A 17,024-nucleotide genomic window follows, 5' to 3' on the forward strand; every position below is an offset into this window, starting at 1 on the left:
GGGCACTCCGTGCCCGATCGGCGACGGCGGGGCCGCACGGCCCCGCCGTCGCCTTTTCCCGGTCGGGCGTGAAAGGGGGAAATGAACGGAGTGAGTGCTCACTCATTGACGGAGTGAGTACTCACTCCGTATTCTCGCGGTCATGACAGCACCCAAGGAGAGCCAGACCACCCGTCGTCGCGCCGCCGCCATGTCGCCGGAGCAGCGCCGCGAGATGATCATCCGGACCGCGATCCCGCTGATCGCCGAGTACGGCGCCGCGGTGACGACCGCGAAGATCGCCCGCGCCGCGGGCATCGGCGAGGGCACGATCTTCCGGGTCTTCGCCGACAAGGACGAGCTGCTGCAGGCCTGTGTGGCCGAGGCGCTCTCCCCCGAGCACGCGGTCCGCGAGCTCGACGCGATCGACGTGTCCCAGCCGCTGCCCGACCGGCTCGCGGAGGCGGCCGAGGCACTGCAGGCGCACATGTCCAGGATGGGCGCGATCATCGGCTCGCTGGGGCACCGCGGCGGCAAGCACCCCGGCACGGTGCGCGGCGCGGGCCGCGACGAGTCGACGGCCCGCATCCGCGCGGCCCTCGCGGAACTGCTGGAGCCGGACAGGGCCGCCCTGCGCCGGCCGCCGGAGCAGATCGCGGCCCTCTTCTTCGGGCTGCTCTTCACCCAGCCCCGTACGGAGGACGAGCCCGACCTGACCCCACAGGAACTGGTGGAGGTCTTCCTGCACGGGGCGCTCTCGGGGAGCACCGAGTGAGCGCGCGGAGAAGGCGACCGGGGGTGACGGCCCTGGCCGTCCTGGCCCCCGTCCTGGTGTGGCTGGTCACGGATCCGCTGCTGGGGCACCGGCTGCGGATCGCCGACGGCGAGCAGACGCTCGACATCGGCGCCGCGCCCGTGGCGGCCGTCGCGCTGCTCGCGTCGCTCTCCGGCTGGGGACTGCTGGCCGTCCTGGAGCGGTCCGGGGCGCGGCGCGCCCGCACCATCTGGACCGGGGTCGCCGGCGCCGTACTGGCCGTGTCCTTCCTGCCGTTGACCGGCGACGGCATGGACGGCGGCACCAGGGCCTCCCTCGCTCTGATGCACCTGGCGGTGGCGGCGGTGCTGATCCCGGGGCTGGGCGGCAGCTCCTCCGCGGCGGGAACCGGTGCCGCCGAGGGGTGACCGCCGACACCGGGTCACTCGCTCCAGGGACCATCCCCGCGGGTGCGGGGAGCAGGGAGTGGTCGGGTCGGACCCGAGCAGCGGCCGGGGACCATCCCCGCGGGTGCGGGGAGCAGGACCGGACACCGTTGCGATCCGTCCTGATCAGGGGACCATCCCCGCACCCGCGGGAACGCAGGATCGAGGGCGTGGCCTTGCTGCCGCTCATCTCTCAGCCAGGCGTGAACTCGTACTGAAGCTCGTACAGGTGGCCCGCCTTGACCATGACGGTGGCTTCCACGGGGCGTTCGTCATCGCTGTGGACGACGCGCAGGGGCGGAGCGCGGGGAGGTCGCTGGGCAGGTTCAGGGCCTGATGCTGCTCCTGGGTGGGGGCCCTGGCCGAGACCCGGTCCACGCTCAGGCGTGGTGGGAACCAGAGTCGGCCGAGGAGCGTCGGGGTGCCGCCCTTGATCTTCCGCTTGGCCGTGAGGGCGGTGTCCCTGGCGATGGACAGGACCTGATGACGTAGTACCGCGGCCTCGGCGTCGTCGAGACTCAGTGCGGACACGACATCGGCCGGCGGCCGGATCTCCACCACGCCCAGCAGCGTGCTGTGCGCCGGGGCACCGAGCTTCGCGGCCTCGGCCAGCCAGCGGTACGGCTGTCCCGGCTCCGTGGGGGCCATGTACGCGGCTGGGCGCATCGTTCGCTGCCGGTGTTCGCGAACGGTGACGGCGGCCCCGGCGCGACTTACCACGAACTGCTCGTCCTTGAGGAGCCGCAGTGCTTTCCGGATCGTCGCGTTCGAGGCGTCGAATCCCTCCTTGAGCTGCGTCGTGGAGGGCAGGTTGGCGCCCGGTCCCCACGTGTGCGACAAGCTGTCGCGGGAGCTGTTCACGGAGCCCGATCGTGCGGTGTGGTACATCGAGGTCAAGGCGGCAGGGTTACGGGTCGTCCTGCTCGATGTGGGCGGTTACTTCGCGCCGTCACTTCACACGCTGTGCGAACTCGTGCGCGGTGGCGTAAGGCCCACTTCGGCCTGGCGGAGGTCGCCCGGCCGGCCCGCGGTGTCCCCGCGTGTGAACGACCGCTAACCTGCGGAGCATGACCGTACATCTCGAAGTCGCCGAAGGCGTCGGCACGCTGCGGCTGGACCGGCCGCCCATGAACGCGCTGGACGTCGCCACGCAGGACCGGTTGAAGGAGCTCGCCGAGGAGGTCACGCGGCGCGAGGACGTGCGTGCCGTGGTGATCCACGGCGGGGAGAAGGTGTTCGCGGCGGGTGCGGACATCAAGGAGATGCAGGCCATGGACCACGCGGCGATGGTCCTGCGCTCCAAGGCCCTCCAGGACTCCTTCACGGCCGTGGCCCGTATCCCCAAGCCGGTCGTGGCCGCCGTCACCGGGTACGCGCTGGGCGGCGGGTGCGAGCTGGCGCTGTGCGCCGACTACCGGATCGCCGGGGAGAACGCCAAGCTGGGCCAGCCCGAGATCCTGCTCGGCCTGATCCCGGGCGCGGGCGGCACCCAGCGGCTGTCCCGGCTGATCGGCCCCTCCAAGGCCAAGGACCTCATCTTCACGGGCCGCCAGGTGCGGGCCGACGAGGCGCTGGCGCTCGGCCTGGTGGACCGGGTGGTGCCCGCCGACGAGGTCTACGCGCAGGCGCACGCGTGGGCCGCGAAGCTGGCCCAGGGGCCGGCGATCGCACTGCGCGCGGCCAAGGAGTCGGTCGACACCGGGCTTGAGACGGACATCGACACCGGCCTCGCCGTCGAACGCAACTGGTTCGCGGGCCTGTTCGCCACCGAGGACCGTGAGCGGGGGATGCGCAGCTTCGTGGAGGAGGGGCCGGGCAAGGCGAAGTTCCGGTGAAAAGCCGTCCGGAGGCTTGCAATTGACGTGATGTCTGATTGGGTTCCCTCGATGGGGCGGTTTGTGGGAGCCTTGGTGCACCCTTAAGCCGTTCGTGTCGAGGGAGCCCGTCGATTGCCTGAGAGCGAGCCGTTTCACCAGCTCGGACGGGATTCCGGAAGCTCCGAAGTGCCATCGGCATATGCCATCGGCCCCTTGTCGGGCGGGAGCGTACGGGGGGCGTATTCCCCCGGAACGGCCCCCGAGGACCCCGCGGACGGCCATGATGGGGGCATGGCGGGGCTGGATGGTATGGAACAGCCGCGGGGAGACGGACGTGCGACAGCGTCGCACTGGTCGCCGACGGCCGATGACGAACGCGCCCTGAAGGCGCTGGAGTTGTTCGGCAATCCGACGGAGGCGGAAGTTCCGCTGCCGTCCCGTCCCGAGTCCGCCGCCACCGCCCGCCGGCTCGTCCAGGTGGTCGTCCTGCGGGAGTGGGGCCTCACCGCCAGGACCGCCGAGGACGCCGTCCTGCTCGTCTCCGAACTGGTCGGCAACGCGGTACGGCACACCGGCGCCCGCGTCTTCGGCCTCCGTATGCGCCACCGGCGCGGCTGGATCCGGATCGAGGTCCGCGACCCGTCCCGCGGACTGCCCTGTCTCATGCCGGTCCAGCCCATGGACATCAGCGGCCGGGGCCTCTTCCTCGTCGACAAGCTCGCCGACCGCTGGGGCGTCGACCTGCTGCCCCGCGGCAAGACCACCTGGTTCGAAATCCGCGTGACGGACCGCTGAGGGCTCCTGAGGATTCTTGAGGGACGTCCTCACCCGCGTGACTTGAGTCTCCAGCCGCTGGAAGGCCCAGACTCCCGGACATGACCGACGACGGCACCGGACTTCTCACCATCGGCGAGCTCGCCCGGGCCACCGGACTGTCCGTGCGCACCATCCGCTACTGGTCGGACGAGGGCGCCCTGCCCCCGGTGGCCCGTTCCGCGGGCGGGTACCGGCTCTACGACGCCGGCTCCGTCGCCCGCCTGGAACTGGTCCGCACCCTGCGCGAGCTGGGCCTCGGCCTCGCCGACGTACGCCGGGTGCTGACCGGCGAGACCACGGTCGCGCGGGTCGCGGTGGCGCACGTGGCCGCGCTGGACGCGCAGATCCGGTCGCTCAAGGTGACCCGCGCGGTGCTGTCGACCGTGGCACGACGCGGCTCGACCGCTGAGGAGACGACACTCATGAACAAGCTGGCCCGACTGTCGACGGCCGAGCGCAGGCGCATCATCGAGGACTTCATGGCGGAGGTCTTCGACGGCATCGACACGGCGGACCCCGACATCCGCACCCGCCTGCGCTTCGCCGCGGCCGACCTGCCCGACGACCCCACCCCCGAGCAGGTGGACGCCTGGGTGGAGCTGGCCGAGCTGATCCAGGACCCGGGGTTCCGGGCGACGATGCGCAGGATGATCGAGTTCAACGCGGCGGACCGGGGCCCGGACGTCCCCTCCGGCAGCTCCCTGTGGTTCATGAGCCGGCTCGTGCAGCTCGCGGGCGGGGCGATCAGGGACGGCGTCGCCCCCGACTCGCCCCGCGCCGCCGGCGTCCTGCGCGAGCTGATCGGCGACGCCGACCCGGCCGTCGTACTGGAACGGCTCGCGTCGGCGACGAACGTACGCCTCGCCCGCTACCGCGAGCTGTCCGCGATCGTGAACGGTGTGGAGCCGCCCGCCGCCTACGAGGAGCGGTTCGGGTGGGTGGTCGCCGCACTGGAGTCTCAGCTGGCCCGATAATCTGACCTGCGTCAACAAGATGGCAAAGTACGAGATGAGGGGCGGACCGGTGGCGGACATCGAGGAAGCGCGCAAGCAGTTCGAGCGGATGGATACGGACGGGGACGGGTTCATCACCGCTGCCGAGTTCAAGACCGCCCTGGCCCAGGGCGGGGACTGGAACGTCACCGAGGCGGTCGCCGAGGCCGTGATCAGGTCCCAGGACCTGAACGGCGACAAGCTCCTGTCCTTCGACGAGTTCTGGGCGCACCTGAACAAGTAGGCGTGATCCGGGAGTGGGCGCCGGGGGCTAGGCGTCCTCGGCCCACTCCTCCAACGCCGACCTGCTGGAGAAGTCCGCGACGTTCTTGTCCAGTGGGTCGTCGGTGTACTGGTGGAAGCGCCACGTGGCCTGGATGCGGGGCTCTCCGGCGGTGACGTAGTCGGCGATCCAGAGGCCGTCACCGTCGTAGGACGTCGTGTCGACGTTCAGCCAGAAATTCCGATTGCAATACAGAATGACTTTGTTGTGGGGCCGCAACTCCTTCACCTTCCGGATGAAGCGGTCCTTCTCCGCGTTGCTCGCCCGCGTTCCCTCGCCCGTCGTCTCCCAGTCGACCGCGAGGATGTCGCCCCGCTTCTCCGGGGCCTTCCTCACGAAGTACTCCGCCTGGGCCGTGAGGTTGCCCGGCCAGAGGAAGTGGTAGAAACCGACGACCAGACCGGCGTCGCGGGCCCTCTTCGTCTGGGCCGAGAGCTTGGGGTTGGCGTACGAACGGCCCTCCGTCGCCTTGATGAAGACGAAGGACAGGCCGTCGGTGCCGTACGAGGACGGCTGGTACGCACTCACGTCGATGCCGCGCAGCATGGGGCTCCCTGAGGTGCTGGTGGGGGGAGGGGAGTCGAATGTTTTCTTCCCCACCCTGGCACGGACGACCCGTCCGGAAGGCGGGAAGTCCGGTCCCAGCGGTCACTGACGCCTCCGGTGTCACTCCGACGTCGCTTCTCCGTCATGTTCTGCTCACTTCGCACAGATGAACTAGCCGGAGAAGTGGCGTGAGCTGACGACCGATGAGAGCGCGGAGAGACGACATGGCCGAACCGGCTGAGGTGGTGGCGTTACCCGCACCGATCGACACGCTCCTCGCCGCCGCCGTCGCCCGGCGCTTCTACCTGGAGCAGCGGTCGAAGGTGGAGATCGCCAAGGAGTTCGGCATCAGCCGGTTCAAGGTGGCCCGGCTCCTCGACGCGGCCGTGGCCCACGACATCGTGCGGATCGACATCACCGTCCCGGCCGAGATCGACGTCCCGCTCGGACGGGCGCTGACCGAGCGGTTCGGACTCCGGCACGGCATCGTCGTCAACCTGGGCCGCGGCGAGGGTGGTACGGCGGCGTCGGCGGACCAGCGGCAGAGCGGGCGCTGGCTCGGCACGGCGGCGGCCCGGCTGATCTCGGAGATCGCCGAGGAGGGCGACGTCCTCGGGCTGGACGGCAGCCACGTGGTGGACGCGCTGAGCGAGGCGGTCGCCCGGCTGCCGCTCTGTGACGTGGTCCAGCTGACCGGGGTGCACGGGCGGGACCTCGCCCATGACGCCGCGATCGCCGCGGTCCGCCGTACGGCCGCGGCGGGCGGGGGCAGGGCGTTCCCGCTCCACACCCCGTTCCTCCTGCCCGACGCCGTGACGGCCGCCCTCCTGCGCAGCCAGCCCGCCACCGCCGAGACGCTGGACCGGTTCGGCCTGGTCACCAAGGCCGTCGTCGGCATCACGGCGTGGGACGCCCCGCACTCCACGGTGTACGACGCCCTGTCCGAGCGGGAGCGGGAGACGCTCCGGGAGGCGGGAGCGTGCGCCGAGGTGGCCGGCCACGTGCTGGACGCCGCGGGCCGGGTGATTCCCACCGAGCTGAACGCCCGCACGATCGCCGTCGGCGCCGACGAACTCCGTGGCGTCGCGGAGCTGATCGGGGTCACGGCCGGTGGACGCGGCACCGGGGCGGTCCGCGCCGTACTGAGGTCCGGACTGCTCACCGGAGTCGTCACGGACGCCGCGACCGCGCGCCGCCTCCTCTGGCACGACGACCCGGACGACCCGGCATGGACCGCACCGTCGTCCCGATCCACCGAATGAGGACAGCGATGAGCCAGCAGGACGAGGCGCTTCCGCCCGTTCCGGACGACATCCGTGAGGCGGGCCGCCTCGCCCCGGACCACTGGCTGGGGGTGGTCGACCCGATGTGGTCCGGGGAGGGGAAGCCCCCGGAGTGGGCGATGACCGGCCGGTGGCGGTCCGGCCTCGACGGCGAGATCGTCGAGTGGGAGGACAACCCCGGTTACCGGCCGTCCCCGCGTGCGCTCGGCTGGCCCGAGCCGGAGGACGAGGTGGACCGAGCCGTCCAGCTCGCGTCGACCGGATACGGACCCGGCGAGGCGGTGCCGGCCGCACTGGCGGGCCGCGAGGTGGCCGTGCTGACGGCGCCGGGCGGCGGTCCGCTGAGTGCGGCGGCGTCGGACGGGACGCCGGTGGTGCCGGTGTTCACCTCGTCGGTGTTCCTGCACGCGTCCGGGCGTTTCGCCTTCGAACTCGTCGGCGTCGACGACCTCTTGACGCGCGTTCCCGAGGGGCACGCGCTGTATCTGAACCCCTCGGCCGCGGTGAGCATGCTGCTGGACCCCGACGCCGTGCGCGACGCGGTCCGGGACGGTGCGGGGGAGCGGGCCTCCGCCGCCGCGCCCGCGGGCCGTACCGCGCGGGTGCTGACCGAGGCCGTGCACCCGGTCCGGGGGACGGACGCGTGAGCCGCTGGTCGTCCGTGATGCCGGGCCGGGGACGCAGGTCCGGCGCCGGTACGGGTCGCCGCGGCACGGCGAGTCCGGCCGGCGGTGCGAACGCCACCGGCAACCGGGGCGCCGGTGGCCCTCCGGTCGAGGACGTCGACGGCGTGCTGCTGGTGCGCTCGGTCGACGACGACTCGTTCCCCCTGGACGTCGTCGCCGAAGTGGCGGGCGCCGTCGGCGGGGAGGAGGACGTCGTCACGGTGATCGTGGGTTCCGCCGCCGGGGGCGGGGCGCCCGACGCCGACCACTGGGCCCGGCTGGGCGCGCTCCTCGACTCCCTCCGCGCGCGGGGCACCGACCGGGTCCGGCTCGTGATGTCCGGCGCCGGTGACGACCGGCCGGACCGGCCCAGCGTCGCCCGCAGGATCGCGGACGCCTGGGAACTGGAGGTGACGGCTCCGGACGGGGCCGTCCTGATCACGCCCGGCGGCGCGCTCTTCGTCCACGGCGACTCCCACCCCGGCTGTGCGTGGTGGCGGTTCGCGCCCGGTGAGAAGCCCCGGAAGGCGGGCCGGCGCGCACCGGCGCCCGTCTGGGAGGAGGCGCTGGACGGGGTGCCCGCGCGCACGGCCGGCGGCTGTGTCGTGGACCGTGTCCCGGCGGGCGTGGTGATCCGCCCGGCCGAGGCGCCCGGGCCGGCCCCCGACGACCTGTGCTTCTCCGTGCCCGTCGACTTCGAGCACCTGACGGTACTGGTCGGCGCCCCGCAGGCGGAGGACGTCGCCGCCGACGAGGTCGCCGCCGTGCTCGCGGGGCTGCCGGAGGGGGAGCGCGCCCGCGCCCGGCTCGCGCCCGGCGGCCGGCGTGACCTGTTGCGGCTGGGGCAGTCGGTCGCCGACCTGCTGGGCACCGAGGTGGAGGTGCTCACCGGCCTGCCGCTGCTCGACGACCACGCACCGCCCGGAACGCCTCCCCGGGCCACGCTGGTCGGGTGGGACGGCAGGCCGAGCTGGCGGCCGTTCGTGTCGTCCGTGGTCTGCGGGCCGGTCGACCCGGAGGGGCGGGCTCCCGTACCCAGGCCGACGGAGCTCCACCCGCCCGACTGGATCCTCGGCGGCAGCGAGCGGGGGACGGTACGGCTGACGGATCGCTGGCAGGCGACGGTGACCCGGGCCGGCCTCGCCCTGTGGGCACCGGACGGTCCCCGTCCCGGGCCGCTCGGACCGGCCGTCGACCCGGAGGTGTGCGCCATCGAACTGGGCATGCCGGGGCAGCCGTTGGACGGCTCCCTGCTGCCCGCGCTGTCCCGCCTCGTGCGCGGCCTCGGCACCGACGTCCGGTCACGCACCACCCTGCTGGTCCGCGGCAGGCTCCTGGCGGGTGACGGTGCCCTGCGCCGCCTGGCCGCGGAACACGGCATACCGAACATCCGCTACGTCACCACCGGCCGGTCCTCGCGCCCGGGGACGGCTGCGGAGCCCGGGCGGGTGACCCACGGGTCCGGCCCGGCCGCTGCGTTGCCGGCTGCCGGGCCCGGTCGGGCTGTACCGACCGTGACCCACGGGCCCGGTACGGCCACTGCCGGGCCTGCCGCCGGCTCGCAGGCCGGGGGGCCCGGCCGTGTTGTGCCGCCCGGTGTGCCGGGTCGGGGGCCTGGTACGGGCGTTGGTGGTCCGTCGGTCGCCGGACCCGGTGAGGGGTTGTCGGCCGGTGTGCCGGGCCGGGGGCCCGGCAGGGTTGCCGCCGGCCCGCAGGCCGGGGGGCCCGGCCGTGTTGTGCCGCCCGGTGTGCCGGGTCGGGGGCCTGGTACGGGCGTTGGTGGTCCGTCGGTCGCCGGACCCGGTGAGGGGTTGTCGGCCGGTGTGCCGGGCCGGGGGCCCGGCAGAGTTGCCGCCGGCCCGCAGGCCGGGGGGCCCGGTGAGGCTTCGGTGTCCGGTGGGGCTTCGGTGTCCGGTGGGGTGGGGCGTGGGGCCGGTACGGCCACTGCCCTTCCGGCCGTCGGGCCCGGCGCCGGGGTGACCCGTCGGCCCGGTACGGCTGTGAGTGGTCCGTCGGCCGCCGGGCCCGGAGGCGGGGTGGCCCGACCCGACGGTGTGGCTGCTGCCGAGTCCGGGGTGCCGGTGCCCCCGCCCGCCGCCGAGGTGAGCGGTGTCGGCGGCGGCTCTTCGGCCACCGCGCCCGTGGCGTCCCCGGAGCCCCGAGCGGATGCCGATGCTCCTGGTCGGCCGGTGGGCGCGCCGCCGGAGCCCCTTCGGGAGGGTGGGCCTGTCCCGTCGCCGGATTCCCCTCCGGTGGGCGGGGCCGCCGGTGCCGGGGGAGCGGCGGGTGCGCCGGGGTCTCCGTCGGAGGGTGCCGGACCCGGGGAAGCGGAGCGCGGGGCGTCCGCGCCCGTCGTGTCCTCGGAGGCCCGTCCGGAGGGGCGGCCCGCCGAGGGGTCCGCGACTGCCGCGTCACCGGAGGCCGGGGCCGGCGCGGGGAGCGGGCAGGGGGCTTCCGGGCCCGGTGCGGCACCGGACGACAGGGCGGGGCCGGGGACCGCAGGGCCTCGGTCCGCCTCCTCGGCCGGGGCGGGGCGCGCCGCCGGTGAGCGGGGCGGTCCAGGGCCGGACGGTGGCCGGGCCGTGCGTGCCGAGGCGGGGAAGGGACCGCGGAGGCGGGCCGGTGAGACGCCCGCGCCGCGCCGCGCCGCCCTCCCGTTCGTGCCCGGGCATGTCAGCGGGGCCGCCGAGCGTGCCGCGTTCCGGGACGCCGCGGCCGGTGCCTGGGAGGGGCACGCCGCCGCCGTATCGCGGGTGCTCACCCGGATGCCCGCGCTGCGCGGTCACGAGCTGGAGGCGGCGCGGACCGACCTCGTCGCCGCGCACGCCTACCTCACCGCCGAGGAAGGGCCGCTGCACCACCGCGAGTTGATCCGGGACCTGCGCACCGGCGGGGGACGCCTGCTGCCCTACGCCGGCTGTCTGGCGTCCGCGCTGCGCCGGCTGCCCTCCTACCGGGGCGTGGCCCTGCGCGGCGGGGACGCCGACGGCCCCGGACCGGCGGTCGGCACGCTGCTGCACGACCCCGCCCCGGTCAGCGCCCTGGCCGGATCCTCGGCGCTTCCCACCGGGGCACCCGTGCGCTACGCGATCTGGTCCGTCACCGGACGCAAGGTACGGCAACTGCTCGACCGGCCGGGCGGCACCACGGAGACGTACGAGGAGATCGTCTTCGTGCCGGGGACCGGCTTCCGGGTGCTGGGGGTACGGACCGTGCCCGCGGGCCCCTCCGTCGTACTGCTGCGTGAGCTCCCCGGGAACGCGACCGCCTACATGGACGGGTCGGAGGAACTGAGCGGGCTGGACCTCAAGGCCCTCACGCACCTCGAGGAGGCGCTGGCCAAGGGCTTCCGCCTCGGCGACGAACCGCGGTGGCCGGACCGCTGCTCCGGGCCCGTGGGCCAGGAGGGATAGCGAGCGGGGGTGCGCGCCGCACGACCACCCATCACCCCACAGTCCACACAGATCGAGGAGAACGATGGCAAGTCAGAAGAAACCGCCCGCTCCCGACGGGCCCGACGGCACGGGCGGCTCGTCCGTCCGCAGGGCCGTCTCCCTCGGGTCGGCGGCGGCCGACCCCGGCCCGATGCTGGCACCGGCCGCACGGCGTACGGCCGCACCGGAGCCGGACGAGGGCGGGGCCGGGGAAACGGAGACGGCACAGTCGGCCCCGAAAACCCCGGACACCGCCGAGAGCGGGACCGCCCCCGAGGAACCGGCCGCGCCGGCCACCGCGTCCGCCGCGCCGGTCGCGTCCGCCTCGGAGGAACGGTCGGAGGCCGGGAACCGGAGCGCCGCCGCCCCGGCCACCGCCGTCCGGGCCGTCCCGGACGCCGAGGCCGAAGGGGTCGGCGGGGCCGGCGGGGCCGGTGGAACCGCCGCGGCCGGTGCCGGTGCGGACGGGCCGCCGTCCGGGAACCCGAAGAAGCCCCTGCTCGCCGCCGCCGGCATCGCGGGCGTCGTCCTCCTCGCCGTGCCGCTGCTGATCTGGGCCACGGACGACTCGCGGCAGAAGAAGGACAACGTGGCGGTGGCCGCCGGGTCCGACACGCTGCTCGAGGAGGAGTCCCTGGAGGTGCCGAAGGGCGACTACGCCCCGGCGGAGCCCACCCCGGAGCCCTCGACGAAGAAGCCGTCCGCCAAGCCGAGCCCCGTCGTCGAGAAGCCCGCCCCGGTGACGAGTTCGGCGTCCGCCCCGGTCAGCGAGTCGCCCAAGGCGACGCAGAAGGCGAAGGAGGCCCGGACCAAGGAGCGCGAGGCCCCCGAGGTCCCGCCGAACACCGCCGCCTACGCCGTTCAGCGGCTGGCCGCCTCGGATCCCGGCCGGCACATCTGCTACCGGGTCCACAGGAAGGGCGCCGGCTGGACGATCCCCAGGTGCGACGGGGCCATGTCGGGCCAGGGGCTGCCGATCACGGCCATCAACATCGCGGTGGTCGGCGCCAAGAGGGTGTCCGCCAACGAGTACGTCCAGAAGGACGGTTGGACGACCCCGTGGTCGGGTGCGGCCGACGGGACGGATCTGACGCTGGGCAGCGCGGCCTCGAACGCGCCGAACCTCAGCGGCTACGCCATCGGCGTCGACGACGGCAACGTCTGCCACCACCACAAGCTCGGCGAGCACGACTGGGGCACCTACTTGTGCGAGTCGTCCGAGGGCTGGAGATTCGGCGGGTCGACGGAGCCGAACGTGTGGCTGGAGTCCGTCAAGTTCAACGTCTGAGGGACGCGACAGCGTGGGGGGACGCCCGCCGGCACCGGCCGGCGGGCGTCCGCCTTCAGCACGTCACAGGGCGGCCTCCCGCCGCCGCGCCGGCGGCAGATCCTCCGGCAGCAGCGTCGTGAGGTCGGCGAGACTGGGCGAGCTCAGCCCGCCCAGCCGGCGGGCCTGGCTCGTCATCATCGTCTCCAGCAGCTGCCGGGCGAGCCGCGCGTTGCCGAAGGACCGGTCGCGCGGGATGGCGTCCACATGGGCGCGCAGCGCCTCGACGGTGTCGTCGGCGCACTCGTACCCGGAGGCGGCGGCATGCCGGGACACGATGGTGACCAGTTCGTCCGTGCTGTAGTCCTCGAACGTCACGAACTTGGAGAACCGGGACGTCAGACCGGGGTTGGAGGCGAGGAAGCGCCCCATCTCCTCGGTGTATCCGGCGACGACGACCACGATCTCGTCGCGGTGGTCCTCCATCAGCTTCAGCAGGGTGTCGACGGCCTCGCGGCCGAAGTCGTTGGACGACCCCTCGGGGGTGAGGGTGTACGCCTCGTCGATGAACAGCACCCCGCCCAGCGCGCTGGTGAAGACGTCCTTGGTGCGCTGGGCGGTGTGGCCGACGTACTGGCCCACCAGGTCCGCCCGCGCCACCTCCACCAGGGAGTCGCGGGGGAGCACCCCCAGCGAGTGCAGGAGCCTGGCGTACAGCCGGGCGACGGTGGTCTTGCCGGTGCCGGGCGGGCCGCTGAAGACGAGATGGTTGCTGATCCGGGGGGCGGGCAGCCCGGCGGCGATCCGCTGCCGGGCGTTGGTGAGCAGACTGACCAGGTCGGCGACCTCCCGCTTCACGGCGGCGAGCCCCACCATGGCGGTGAGTTCGGCCATCGGGTCGGACGCGTCGTCGGCGTCCTGCGCCGTGCCGCCGACGGCCGCCGCCTCCGCGTCGCCGACGTCCTGCGGCAGCAGCAGCGTCAGGTCGTTCTCCGCCGGGTCGGCCATGGCCGCGAGCCGGAACGCCTGCCGGTCGACCATGTCCTCGAACACACCTCGGGCCGCACGGCCGTTGCCGAAGGACGCGTCGCGCGTCATCTGCTCGAAGCGTACGGCCAGGGCCTCCCGGGTCAGCGGACCGAGCTCGAACTGGTGCCTGAGGCACATGCTCTCGGTGATGGTCACCAGCTCCTCCACCGCGTAGTTGCCGAACTCGACGGTGCGGGTGAACCGGGAGGCGAGACCCGGGTTCGCGGTCAGGAACGACTCCATCTGCTCGGAGTACCCGGCCGCCACCACGACCACGTCGTCGCGGTGGTCCTCCATCAGCTTCAGCAGGGTGTCGACGGCCTCGCGGCCGAAGTCGTTGGACGACCCCTCGACGGTGAGGGTGTACGCCTCGTCGATGAACAGCACCCCGCCCAGCGCGCTGGTGAAGGCCTCGGTGGTCTTGATGGCCGTACCGCCGATGACCTGCGCGACGAGATCGGCGCGGGCGACCTCGACCAGGTGTCCGCTCCTGAGCACGCCCAGGTCCGCGAGGATGCTGCCGTAGAGGCGGGCGACGGTGGTCTTGCCGGTGCCGGGCGGCCCGGCGAAGATCAGGTGCCGGCTCATGGACGGGACCGGCATGCCGAGCCGGCGCCGGCGCTCCGCGAGCTGGTTCAGGTTGACCAGCGTGCTCACCTGGTGCTTGACGTTCTCCAGGCCGACGAGCGCCTCCAGTTCGGCCAGCGGGCCCTCGGGTTCCTGCTCCTTGTCCGACCCGCCCGGGGCGCCGTCCTCGCCGGCCGTCCCGGCCGACTCGCCCCAGCTGTCCGGCAGGCCGTTGTCCGCGCTGGTCAGCAGTTCGACCGTGAGCCGCTCGCTCGCGCGGCTCTGGCGCAGTCCCGCGCCGCGGTTGTCGCGTACGACGCACCGGGTGACGTCGACCGGTTCGGCGCTGTCGACCCGTACGCCGTCGCCCGTACTCCCGGTGATCTCGCAGGCGTCGAGGACGGCCCGGCCGCCGCGCGACACCTGGACGCCGTGGGCCCTCGAACCGTGCACCCGGACCCGCTCCAGGGTGATCTCCGCGCCGTCCCGCACACCGACCCCGGCGTCGGCGCTGTCGCCGATCTCGCAGTCCCGCAGGGTGCCCCGGCCGCGTTCGCCGACGAGCAGGCCCGAGCGGGCGGCGGAGCTCAGCACGGTGTCGCTGATCTCGGGGTCGGAGTCGTCGTCGATGTGCAGCGCGCAGCCGCCGGCGGACTCGATCTCGCAGTGCTCGAGCCGGCCGCGGCCGTCGTCGGTGAACTCGATGCCGTGGCCGCCGGCGCCGGTGACCCGGGCGTGGCGCAGCAGGGGGTTGGCGGCGGAGCGCACCGAGATGCCGACGCCCGCCGCGTCCAGGACCTCCAGGCGTTCGAACTCGGCCGTGGAGTCGTCCGCGAGCTGCACCGCCCCGGCGGTGTCGGCGCAGTCGCTCACCACGGTGTCCCGCAGCAGCGGGGCGCTGCCCTCGACGACCCGCACGGCGGCCTCGGTGGAACCGTGGAACGAGCAGCCCTCCAGGGTTCCGCGCGAGCGGTCCAGGACGAGCAGCCCGCTGGTCCTGGTGCGCCTGGTGACACACCCGCGCAGCACCGGGTCGGCCCCGCCGGAGACGACGATGCCGCTCTGCGCGATCGACTCGAAGGAGGTCTCCTCGATCTCCGGGCGGGACATGCTGGTCACCAGCAGGCCCACCGAGGTGTGGTGCACGGCGCACCGCAGCACGCGCGTCGAACTGTGGCCCTCCAGGGCGATGGCCGGCTTGTCGGTGCCGGAGATGTCGCAGCCCTCCACGGTGCCCCGGGCCTCGCCGCTCGCCAGGACGCCGTTGGCCCGCGCGCCCCGGATGCGGCAGTCGCGGACGAGGGGCCCGGCCGTCTCGCCGATGACCACCGCGGAGGTGCCGAAGTTCTCGAACACGCAGTCCTCGACGATGCTCTCGCTCTCCGAGGAGTCGACGAGACCGGCGCCGCCGGGGTTGCCGATCCGGCAGCCGCGGGCGGCCAGTGAACCCTTGCCGCGCACCAGCAGCGCCGTCCATCCGGCCCCGGTCACGGTGCAGTCGTCGAGCGCGGCCTGACCGGCCGGTACGTCCACGACCGCGGCCTCCTTGTCGCGGCCCCGGAGGGTCAGGGCGCTGAGCATCACGGCGTCGGCCATGAGGGTGACGGCGGTGCCGTCCCGCGGGCAGAGCTCGACGGTGCCCGGCTCGCCCTCGCCGACGATCGTCACCCGGTGCCGGATGACGAGGTTCTCGGCGTAGCGGCCGGGACGGACCCGGATCACCGCCCCGGTGCGGGCCTGGGCCAGTGCCTCACCGATCGTCTGGAAGCCGTCCGACCGTTCCGGGCCGACCGTGAGTATGTGACGTGCCACGCCTCGAACCTCCTTGTGCTGCTGCGGTAGTTGGCGTTGTACGCCGTACATCTTGTGTGCATATCATGCGGCTCATGCGGAATGTCATGAAACATCGGGGTGCGGGCTGCGTGCTGGCGGTCGCCGTGGTCCTGCCGGTCGTCGGCGGGCCGGCCTTCGCCGCCCCGGCCGCCCCCGCCGCGCCGGTCGCGCTGTCGGGGAGCCCCGTCGCCGACGGTCCGGGGGCCACGCTGCTGCCCCCGCTGCCCGTCCGGCTCGGCGAGGGCAACCCGTGCACCGGGGCCTCGGAGCGGACGGCCACCGGAGCGGCGTGGTCGCAGACGGCGCTCGGGCTGTCCCGGGCCCAGCGGATCTCCCGCGGCGGCGGCGTGACCGTCGCGGTGGTCGACACCGGGGTCGCCTCCGGCGTGTCCAGCCTGTCCGGCAGGGTGGAGGCCCTCGACGGGGCGGACGAGGACTGCGTGGGCCACGGCACGTTCACCGCCGGCCTCATCGCGGCGGCGCCGGAGAAGGGCAGCGGCATCACCGGGGTCGCCCCGCAGGCGGAGATCCTCGCCCTGCCGGGCACCGACGACCGCGGCGTCCCCTCCGTGGAACGCGTCGCCGCCGGCATCCGGACGGCGGCGGACCGCGGCGCACAGGTCATCTACGTCGGCCAGGCCCTGCCCACCGGACGTTCCGAACTCACCGCGGCCGTCGCCCATGCCACCCGGCGCGACGCACTGGTCGTCGCCCCCGCCGCCCCGGACGCCGTGCCCCGCGAGGAGCAGGGGCCCGACGGCGAGATGCCCGAGGGTCCGTACTGGCCGGCCGCCGCGCCCGGCGCGCTCGCCGTCGTGGACTTCGGCCCCGGCGGCGTACGGCAGAAGAACGCGCCGCCCGCCCACGAGCCCGACCTGTCCGCGCCCGGCGACGAAATGGTCAGCGTCGGCCCCAGGGGCGCCGGCCACTACATCGGCTCCGGGGCCTCGCTGGCCGCGGCGGGCGTCGCGGGCACCGCCGCACTCGTACGCGCCTACCATCCCGACCTCACGGCGGCAGAGGTCACCCGTCGCCTCCTCGACACCGCCTACCCGTCGGACACCCCCCGCCTCGACCCGTACGCCGCCCTGTCCCTGATCCAGGACCGCACGGAACCCCCCGCGCCGAGCGCGGTCCCCGCCCACATGCCGGCCCCCACCGACCCCACCCCCCACCACCGCTCCCTGACGATCGCGGCAGTAGGCCTGACAACGGTCCTCCTCCTGGCAGCCCTGGCCGCGGTGATCCCTCGAGGCCGCACCCGCAACTGGCGCCCCCCGACAGCCCGTTAGCGGCACAACCGCCGTTCCCGC

13 protein-coding genes and 1 pseudogene are annotated in these 17,024 nt (G+C 73.9%); 11 read left to right on the plus strand and 3 right to left on the minus strand.

Features of this window, described 5'->3' with window-relative positions:
• Positions 1-142: 142 nt before the first annotated feature.
• Positions 143-754, plus strand: a complete 612-nt coding sequence (locus tag ACH4VX_RS12445) for a TetR/AcrR family transcriptional regulator (RefSeq protein WP_398367353.1) — start codon at positions 143-145, stop codon at positions 752-754.
• Positions 751-1,161 carry a DUF6069 family protein gene (locus ACH4VX_RS12450; protein ID WP_398367354.1) on the plus strand — a complete coding sequence of 137 codons (411 nt, stop codon included), beginning with the start codon at positions 751-753 and terminating at the stop codon, positions 1,159-1,161. Before ACH4VX_RS12445 ends, ACH4VX_RS12450 begins: the two co-directional genes overlap by 4 nt.
• A gap of 211 nt (positions 1,162-1,372) precedes the next feature.
• Here ACH4VX_RS12450 and ACH4VX_RS12455 read toward each other — a convergent pair.
• Positions 1,373-2,025 (minus strand): annotated as a pseudogene (locus ACH4VX_RS12455) (GntR family transcriptional regulator); the annotation flags it as partial.
• Positions 2,026-2,246: 221 nt separating this feature from the next.
• Here ACH4VX_RS12455 and ACH4VX_RS12460 point away from each other — a divergent pair.
• The 4 genes from ACH4VX_RS12460 to ACH4VX_RS12475 all read left to right on the plus strand — a co-directional run bounded on the left by ACH4VX_RS12460 (position 2,247) and on the right by ACH4VX_RS12475 (position 5,048).
• The gene (locus ACH4VX_RS12460) at positions 2,247-3,014 is read left to right on the plus strand and encodes an enoyl-CoA hydratase/isomerase family protein (RefSeq protein WP_398367355.1); all 768 of its coding nucleotides are present in this window, start codon (positions 2,247-2,249) and stop codon (positions 3,012-3,014) included.
• Positions 3,015-3,182: 168 nt separating this feature from the next.
• Positions 3,183-3,791 carry an ATP-binding protein gene (locus ACH4VX_RS12465; protein WP_398367356.1) on the plus strand — a complete coding sequence of 203 codons (609 nt, stop codon included), beginning with the start codon at positions 3,183-3,185 and terminating at the stop codon, positions 3,789-3,791.
• A gap of 80 nt (positions 3,792-3,871) precedes the next feature.
• Positions 3,872-4,786 carry a MerR family transcriptional regulator gene (locus tag ACH4VX_RS12470; RefSeq protein WP_398367358.1) on the plus strand — a complete coding sequence of 305 codons (915 nt, stop codon included), beginning with the start codon at positions 3,872-3,874 and terminating at the stop codon, positions 4,784-4,786.
• A gap of 49 nt (positions 4,787-4,835) precedes the next feature.
• Positions 4,836-5,048, plus strand: coding sequence for an EF-hand domain-containing protein (locus ACH4VX_RS12475; protein WP_398367596.1), 213 nt, complete (start codon positions 4,836-4,838; stop codon positions 5,046-5,048).
• A 27-nt stretch (positions 5,049-5,075) separates the two neighbouring features.
• Here the strand turns inward: ACH4VX_RS12475 and ACH4VX_RS12480 are convergent, their stop codons facing one another.
• Positions 5,076-5,633 (minus strand): glycoside hydrolase family 25 protein, encoded by a 558-nt coding sequence (locus ACH4VX_RS12480; RefSeq protein ID WP_398367359.1) that lies wholly within the window; start codon positions 5,631-5,633, stop codon positions 5,076-5,078.
• A 224-nt stretch (positions 5,634-5,857) separates the two neighbouring features.
• Between ACH4VX_RS12480 and ACH4VX_RS12485 the strand changes: the two genes are divergently transcribed.
• From ACH4VX_RS12485 to ACH4VX_RS12500, 4 genes are all read left to right on the plus strand, one after another.
• Positions 5,858-6,895, plus strand: coding sequence for a sugar-binding transcriptional regulator (locus tag ACH4VX_RS12485; protein WP_398367360.1), 1,038 nt, complete (start codon positions 5,858-5,860; stop codon positions 6,893-6,895).
• 8 nt (positions 6,896-6,903) lie between these two features.
• Positions 6,904-7,563, plus strand: a complete 660-nt coding sequence (locus tag ACH4VX_RS12490; RefSeq protein ID WP_398367361.1) for a type VII secretion system-associated protein — start codon at positions 6,904-6,906, stop codon at positions 7,561-7,563.
• Entirely contained in the window at positions 7,560-10,994 is a 3,435-nt protein-coding gene (locus ACH4VX_RS12495; RefSeq protein ID WP_398367362.1) for a hypothetical protein, read from the plus strand. Before ACH4VX_RS12490 ends, ACH4VX_RS12495 begins: the two co-directional genes overlap by 4 nt.
• 64 nt (positions 10,995-11,058) lie before the next feature.
• Positions 11,059-12,303: a hypothetical protein gene (locus tag ACH4VX_RS12500; RefSeq protein WP_398367363.1), complete on the plus strand. Its 1,245-nt coding sequence runs from the start codon at positions 11,059-11,061 to the stop codon at positions 12,301-12,303.
• 63 nt (positions 12,304-12,366) lie between these two features.
• Here the strand turns inward: ACH4VX_RS12500 and ACH4VX_RS12505 are convergent, their stop codons facing one another.
• Positions 12,367-15,690, minus strand: a complete 3,324-nt coding sequence (locus ACH4VX_RS12505; RefSeq protein ID WP_398367364.1) for a right-handed parallel beta-helix repeat-containing protein — start codon at positions 15,688-15,690, stop codon at positions 12,367-12,369.
• Between the two features lie 74 nt (positions 15,691-15,764).
• Between ACH4VX_RS12505 and ACH4VX_RS12510 the strand changes: the two genes are divergently transcribed.
• On the plus strand, positions 15,765-17,003 hold the full coding sequence (locus ACH4VX_RS12510) for a S8 family serine peptidase (RefSeq protein WP_398367366.1): 1,239 nt from the start codon (positions 15,765-15,767) through the stop codon (positions 17,001-17,003).
• The last annotated feature ends 21 nt before the right edge of the window (positions 17,004-17,024 follow it).

Origin of the sequence: Streptomyces sp. NPDC020731 (genome assembly GCF_044334705.1) — a bacterium.
Lineage (GTDB): Bacteria > Actinomycetota > Actinomycetes > Streptomycetales > Streptomycetaceae > Streptomyces.